This is a genomic window from uncultured Aquincola sp. (genome assembly GCF_964001545.1).
Classification (GTDB): Bacteria; Pseudomonadota; Gammaproteobacteria; order Burkholderiales; family Burkholderiaceae_C; genus Aquincola.
In genome coordinates this window covers 1-6,652 of the sequence record NZ_CAXFDV010000399.1, presented here as the reverse complement: position 1 = coordinate 6,652, position 6,652 = coordinate 1, and the positions used below count along the sequence as shown (strand labels likewise).

Genomic DNA, 6,652 nt, shown 5'->3' with positions numbered 1-6,652 from the left:
CTGCGGGTCGCGGCCGAAGGCATCGGCGTACAGCGCCGAAGCCTGCGCATCGCCCTCGCCCTTGATCTTCTGCGCGTCGCGGTAGGCCTCGGCGATGATCACCTCGCGCTGGCGGTCGGCGTCGGCGCGGATCTTCTCGCCATCGGCGGCGCCCTGCGACCGCAGCTCGTTGGCCACCTGCTTGCGTTCCGATTCCATGCGGCGGTAGACGGCGTCGGTGATGTCGGCCACGAAGTCCACGCGCTTGACGCGCACGTCCACGATCTCGATGCCGAAGGCCTTGCTTTCGTCGGCCAGGCGCTCACGCACCGCCTGCATCACCTGCTCACGCTCGGTGGCCAGCACGCCGCGCACGGTGCGCCGCGTGACCACCTCGTTGAAGGCGGCCTGCACCACCGGCGCCAGCCGGCTTTCCAGGTTGCGGATGTCGACGCCGCTGTTGCGGATGAACTGGCGCGGCTCGACGATGCGCCACTTCACCAGCCAGTCGATCACCACGCTCTTTTTCTCGGCGGTGAAGATGGGGCGGGTCTCGGGGCTGTCCAGCGTCTGCACGCGCTTGTCCAGGAACACGACGTTCTGGAACGGCGGCGGCAGCTTGAACTTCAGGCCCGGCTCGGTGATGACTTCCTTGATCTCACCCAGCGCATACACCACCGCCACCTGGCGCTGGTCGACGATGAAGAGCGTGGAGCTGGCGAGCATCAGCAGGATGAGCGCGCCAGCGACGATGGCTCCGATACGGTTCATTGTTGTTGTCTCCTGCGATCAGCGGACTTCGCGGTCACGGCTGCGCTGGTTCTCGCGCGAGCGCGAATCGGCGGTCGAAGCGCCGGTCGGCACCCCGTCCATCGGCGTGGTGGGCGTGGCCACGCCGGTGTTGCCGGTGGAGGCGGGCGCCGCGGCGCCGCTTTGCTGGATCAGCTTGTCCAGCGGCAGGTACAGCAGGTTGGAGCCGTTGCGGCTGTCCACCATCACCTTGCTGACGTTGCTGTAGACCTGCTGCATGGTCTCGAGGTAGAGGCGGTCACGGGTGACGGCCGGTGCCTTCTGGTACTCGGCCAGCACCGAGCGGAAGCGCTGCGCATCACCTTCGCCCTGCGCGGTGACGCGGGCCTTGTAGCCTTCAGCCTCTTCGCGCAGTCGCGCGGCCGTGCCTTGCGCCTTCGGGATCACGTCGCTGGCGTAGGCCTGGCCTTCGTTCTTGAAGCGGTCGCGGTCGGCACCGGCCTTGACCGCGTCGTTGAACGCGGCCTGCACCTGCTCGGGCACCTGCACGTTCTGCACGTTGACGTTGGCCACGATGATGCCGGCCTTCAGCCGGTCGAGCTGCGCCTGCACCGACTTGGCCAGGTCGGTGGCGATGGCGTCGCGCTGCTCGTACAGCACCTGGTCGATGCGGCTGCGGCCGACGATCTCGCGCACCGCCGATTCGGCGGCCTGCACCACGGCTTCGTCGGGGTTGCGGTTCTCGAACAGGAACTCGCGCGCGTCCTTCAGCCGGTACTGCACGGTGAAGCGGATGTCGACGATGTTCTCGTCTTCGGTGAGCATCGACGAATCGCGCAGGCCGGTGGCCTGCACCACCGTGTTGCGGCCCACTTCCACCGAGCGCAGCTGCGTCACCGGCACGGTTTCATGCGCCTGGAACGGGTACGGGAAGCGCCACTGGAAGCCGGCCTCGGCGGTGTAGGCATAACGGCCGAAGGACGTGACCACCGCCTGGTGGCCTTCCTGCACGATGAAAAAGCCGCTGGCCAGCCACACCAGCACCACCACCACGCCGATCAGGCCGACGCCGATGCCGGCGCTCTTCATGTCGGGGCGGAACTGCGGGCCGCCGCCATCGCCGGGGCCGCGGTTGTTGTTGCCACCGCCGCCCTGCTTGCCGCCCAACAGGCCGCTGAGCTTGCGGTTGAAGTCGCGCCAGAGTTCGTCGAGGTCGGGCGGGCCGTCGTTGCGGCCGTTGTTGAGCACCAGCGTGTCGCTGGCGGCACCGCGGCGCCGCGGCCAGGCGGATCGAACCAGGCCGGCCAGGAGCGCACGGCTGGCCTGGGCCACGGCCGACAGGCTGGAACGCTCGGGGTACGAATGGCGCATGTTCATGCTTGCATGGATCGGGTGACGGGAGCCTCGTCGGCTTCCGGAGAGGGCGGCTCGTCAGAGCCGGTGGGGCGGTCTTGGTCGTCGGCGTCGGCCGCTGGTGCGGCCCACGCGTCGGCCGTGCCGGCAGCCGCGCCGGCGATGGCCTCGCGCAGCGCATCCAGCCCGGTGCCTTCGATGGCACTGAGGAAGATGCGCGGCACCCGCAGGCCCGGCGCACGCTCGACCGCATCGACCAGCACGCGCGGGCGGCTGGCGTCGTCCAGCCGGTCGAGCTTGTTGTAGACCAGGATCTGCGGAATGCGTTCAGCGCCGATCTCGGCCAGCACGCGGTCCACCTCGTCCATCTGCTCGGCCAGCAGCGGGCTGGAAGCATCGACCACGTGCAGCAGCAGGTCGGCCTCGGCCGCCTCCTGCAGCGTGGCGCGGAAGGCCTCGACCAGCTTGTGCGGCAGGTCGCGGATGAAGCCGACGGTGTCGGACAGCGAGACCGTGCCGCCCAGCTGCTGCAGGTACAGCTGCCGCGTGGTGGTGTCCAGCGTGGCGAAGAGCTGGTCGGCCGCATAGGTGCGCGCCTTGACCAGCGCGTTGAACAGCGTGGACTTGCCGGCGTTGGTGTAGCCCACCAGCGAGACGCGGAAGGTGCCGCTCTTGTCGCGCGCGCGGCGCTGGGTGCCGCGCTGGCGCTGCACCTTCTCGAGCCGCTGCTTCACGGTCTTGATGCGCTCGCCGATCATCCGGCGGTCGAGTTCGATCTGGGCCTCGCCCGGGCCGCCGCGGGTGCCGATGCCACCCTGCTGGCGCTCCAGGTGGCTCCAGCGGCGCACCAGCCGGGTGGCCACGTACTGCAGCCGGGCCAGCTCGACCTGCAGCTTGCCCTCGTGGCTCTGCGCCCGCTGGGCGAAGATCTCGAGGATGAGCGCGGTACGGTCGGCCACCTGCACGCCGATGTGGCGTTCCAGGTTGCGCTGCTGCGCGGGGCTGAGGGCCTGATCGAAGATCACGCCGGTGGCGCGGTGTTGCAGCACCAGGGCCTTGATCTCGTCGGCCTTTCCGCTGCCGACGAAGAGCGCGGCGTCGGGGGCCTTGCGGCGCGCGATCAGGCGCGCCACGGCCACGTCGCCTGCCGACTCCGCCAGCAGGGCGAGTTCGTCCAGCGTGGGGTCGAAGGAAGACGACGGGCCGAGGTCGACACCGACCAGCACCGCGCGGGCACCATCGGCCGCCGGCGCGCCGGACGGAAAGACGTCAGAACTCAAGGCAGGGACTGCCAGCTCGGCCGTCAGGCCGCATCACCGGGTTCTTGCGCGTGGAAATTGACCGCGCGGCCCGGGACCACCGTGGAAATGGCGTGCTTGTAGACCATCTGGGTCACGGTGTTGCGCAGCAGAACGACGTACTGGTCGAAGGATTCGATATGGCCCTGCAGCTTGATGCCATTGACCAGGTAGATCGACACCGGAACATGTTCCTTGCGCAGCAGGTTCAGAAATGGGTCTTGTAGCAATTGCCCTTTATTACTCACGACATTCTCCGTGTCTGTTTCAGATGCGTGCCACGTTAGCACAGGGTTGCCCCTAGTGGCAGGCTGGCGGCGGGACAACCTTTCCCGCCTCTTCAAGCCTTAGGAGGCCTTGTCGTCGAAAGGGTTCCGCGACGATTTCATTTCTATCCGCAAAGGCGTGCCGGTGAGCTTGAAATGATCGCGGATGCGGCCTTCCAGGAAGCGTTTGTAGGCGTCGGTGACGTGTTCCAGCGAATTTCCGTGGACGACCACCACCGGGGGATTCATGCCCCCCTGGTGCGCATATCGCAGCTTGGGCCGGAAATGACCGGCACGCTTGGGCGCCTGGTGTTCCACCGCCTCATGCACCAGGCGCGTGAGCACCGGCGTGGTCATCTTGACGGTGGCCGAGGCATGGGCGTCGGCGATCGTCTTCCACAGCGGGCCCAGGCCCTGGCGCTTGAGCGCCGAGATGTGCACGATGGGCGCGAACTTCAGGAAGGCCAGGCGGCTGACGATCGATCGCTCCAGCAGCTCGCGCTGGTAGCTGTCCACCGCGTCCCACTTGTTGACGGCCAGCACCACCGCACGCCCGGCATCCAGGATGTAGCCGGCGATGTGGGCGTCCTGCTCGCTCACGCCCTGTGTGGCGTCCAGCAGCAGCACCACCACGTTGGCATGGTCGATGGCCTGCAGCGTCTTGACCACCGAAAACTTCTCGATCGCCTCGAACACCTTGCCCTTGCGGCGCAGGCCGGCGGTGTCGATCAGCTCGAAGCGCTTGCCGTTGCGCTCGAAGGGCACGTGGATGGCGTCGCGCGTGGTGCCCGGCATGTCGAAGGCGATCAGCCGCTCTTCGCCCAGCCAGGTGTTGATCAGCGTGCTCTTGCCCACGTTGGGGCGGCCGGCCACCGCCAGGCGGATCGGGCGGTCTTCGCCATCGGCGGCTTCGTCCTCGTCCTCGGGCCAGGTGAAGCTGTCGAGCACGGCTTCCACCAGGCTGCGGATGCCCTGCCCGTGCGCGGCGCTGATCGGATGCGGCTCGCCCATGCCCAGCTCGAAGAACTCGGCCAGCATCGGCGATTCGGCCATGCCCTCGGCCTTGTTGATCGCGATGAACACGCGCTTGTTGGCCGCGCGCAGGTAGCGGGCAATGTCCGCGTCCTGGCCCGACAGGCCCGAGCGGATGTCCAGCACGAAGATGACGGCATCGGCCTCGGCCACCGCCTGCTTGGTCTGCTTGGCCATCTCGGCCACCACGCCGGTGGGCTTGTCGGGCTCGAAGCCGCCGGTGTCGATGACGATGAACTCGCGGCTGCCCAGCCGCGCGTCGCCGTAATGGCGGTCGCGTGTCAGGCCGGCAAAGTCCGCGACGATGGCGTCGCGGCTCTTGGTGATGCGGTTGAAGAGCGTGCTCTTGCCGACGTTGGGGCGGCCCACCAGGGCCACGACCGGTTTCATGTGTGCTGCCTGTTCGCTGTCATTCCGGCCGGAACGCGAACACGCCGCCATTGCGGGTGGTCACGATCACGGTGTTGCCCCACCGCACCGGCGCACCCACCACGGCCGAGCCGTCGGTGGGCAGGCGCAGCAAGGTGTTGCCATTGGCGCGGTCGAGGAAGTGCACCTGGCCTTCGGCGTCGCCGAAGATCACGGTGCGGCCCACCACCAGCGCACCGCTGAGCTGGCGGTACAGCAGCCGCTCGCTGGTCCAGGCCACGTCGCCGTTGGCGGCGCGCCAGGCGGTGATGCGGTCGCTGGCATCGGCGCCCACCACCAGTTCGGTGTCGCCGCCCACGGCCTGCACGCCGCCGACGTTCTTGCTCCACTGCAGCGTGCCGCGCTCGGCATTCACGCAGCCGGCGGCCGACTGGAAGGCGCGCATGCACACGGTGTCGCCCAGGCGCACCGGCGGGCCGATCAGGTCGGCCAGGCGCTCCACCTCGTTGGTGCCGCGCGGGGTGGCCACGGCCACGTCCCAGCGGGTGCTGCCGCGCAGCGGATCGAGGCCCACCAGGCGCGGGCCCTGGCCCACCAGCAAGGTGTCCTTGAAGGCCGACAGCACGCTGGCCTGCGACAGCGTCAGCGCATCACCCGGGCGCTGGAAGCGCCACAGCGGCTTGCCGTCGAGCGCGTCGAAGGCGTTGACGATGCGGTCCACGCCCATCACGAACACCCGCTCGCCGGCCACCAGCGGCGGCGTGGCCACGCGGGCATTGAGGCGGGTGCGCCACTTGACGGCGCCACGCTCCATCACCACCAGTTCGTTGTCGCGGGTGACGACGGCGGCCATGCGGCCATCGGTGCCGACGCCGGCCACGATGGGTGCGCCGGCATTGCCGCGCCAGAGCTCGGCGCCGGTGTCGGCCTGCAGCGTGACCACGTTGCCGTTGCCCGAGGCCAGCGTCAGCTCGCCCTCGCGCACGGTGGGCACCATCGGGAAATCCAGCTTGTCCAGCCGCGTGCTCCAGACCTGGCGGCCGGCGATCTGCGGCGAGTAGCTTTCGAGTGCGGTGGGCTTGGGCTTGTCGGTGGACGAGCAGCCGGCGGCCAGCGCCGCCACCAGGGCCAGGGCGCCGAAGCGCAGCAACGATGAACGCGCGCGCATCACTTGGCCACCTCGCTGGCCGCGGGCGCGGCGCCCAGGGCGGTGAGCTTGGCTTCCACCAGCTGCCGGTATTCGAGCTTGCTGTCCATCGTCTTCCAGGCGGTCTGGTAGGCGGCCTTGGCCTCGTCCTTCTTGCCTTGCGCCATCAGCACGTCGCCGCGGCGGTCGGCCACCAGCGCCTCGAAGCCGGCAGCCTTGGCGCCGTCCAGCTGGCGCAGCGCCTCGTCGTACTGCTTCTTGTCCAGCAGCAGGCCGGCCAGCCGCAGCCTGGCCACGGTGCGGTATTCGTCTTCACTGGCGTTGTCGGCCACCCAGCCCAGCGTGGCGGCGGCTTCGTCGGCCCGGCCCTTGCCGAACTGGGCTTGTGCCGCCAGCAGGCCGCCCTGGCCCGCGTAGGCGGTGCGCGGGTAGTTGCTCTTCAAGTCGCCGAACACCTG

Annotated in this window: 7 protein-coding genes; all 7 read right to left on the bottom strand. The window is 68.9% G+C overall.

Features of this window, described 5'->3' with window-relative positions; translation table 11 throughout:
• On the bottom strand, window positions 1-750 hold a 750-nt coding region (locus ABNT58_RS13740; RefSeq protein ID WP_348754030.1), incomplete at its 3' end, for a protease modulator HflC.
• A gap of 18 nt (window positions 751-768) precedes the next feature.
• Window positions 769-2,100 (bottom strand): FtsH protease activity modulator HflK, encoded by a 1,332-nt coding sequence (gene hflK / locus ABNT58_RS13735; RefSeq protein WP_348754031.1) that lies wholly within the window; start codon window positions 2,098-2,100, stop codon window positions 769-771.
• Window positions 2,101-2,102: 2 nt separating this feature from the next.
• On the bottom strand, window positions 2,103-3,362 hold the full coding sequence (hflX, locus tag ABNT58_RS13730) for a GTPase HflX (RefSeq protein WP_348754029.1): 1,260 nt from the start codon (window positions 3,360-3,362) through the stop codon (window positions 2,103-2,105).
• 23 nt (window positions 3,363-3,385) lie between these two features.
• Window positions 3,386-3,628, bottom strand: coding sequence for an RNA chaperone Hfq (gene hfq, locus ABNT58_RS13725; protein ID WP_250196916.1), 243 nt, complete (start codon window positions 3,626-3,628; stop codon window positions 3,386-3,388).
• A gap of 99 nt (window positions 3,629-3,727) precedes the next feature.
• Window positions 3,728-5,068 carry a ribosome biogenesis GTPase Der gene (gene der / locus ABNT58_RS13720; protein WP_348754028.1) on the bottom strand — a complete coding sequence of 447 codons (1,341 nt, stop codon included), beginning with the start codon at window positions 5,066-5,068 and terminating at the stop codon, window positions 3,728-3,730.
• Between the two features lie 19 nt (window positions 5,069-5,087).
• On the bottom strand, window positions 5,088-6,215 hold the full coding sequence (bamB, locus tag ABNT58_RS13715; protein ID WP_348754027.1) for an outer membrane protein assembly factor BamB: 1,128 nt from the start codon (window positions 6,213-6,215) through the stop codon (window positions 5,088-5,090).
• The coding region (locus ABNT58_RS13710; RefSeq protein WP_348754026.1) for a tetratricopeptide repeat protein at window positions 6,215-6,652 on the bottom strand (438 nt) is incomplete at its 5' end. The genes ABNT58_RS13710 and bamB, both read right to left, overlap by 1 nt.

What these genes read in the sequence shown, in the direction of transcription:
- der (WP_348754028.1), bottom strand. Translation starts at nt 5,068, where the DNA reads ATGAAACCGGTCGTGGCCCTGGTGGGCCGCCCCAACGTCGGCAAGAGC.
- bamB (WP_348754027.1), bottom strand. Translation starts at nt 6,215, where the DNA reads ATGCGCGCGCGTTCATCGTTGCTGCGCTTCGGCGCCCTGGCCCTGGTG.
- hflK (WP_348754031.1), bottom strand. Translation starts at nt 2,100, where the DNA reads ATGCGCCATTCGTACCCCGAGCGTTCCAGCCTGTCGGCCGTGGCCCAG.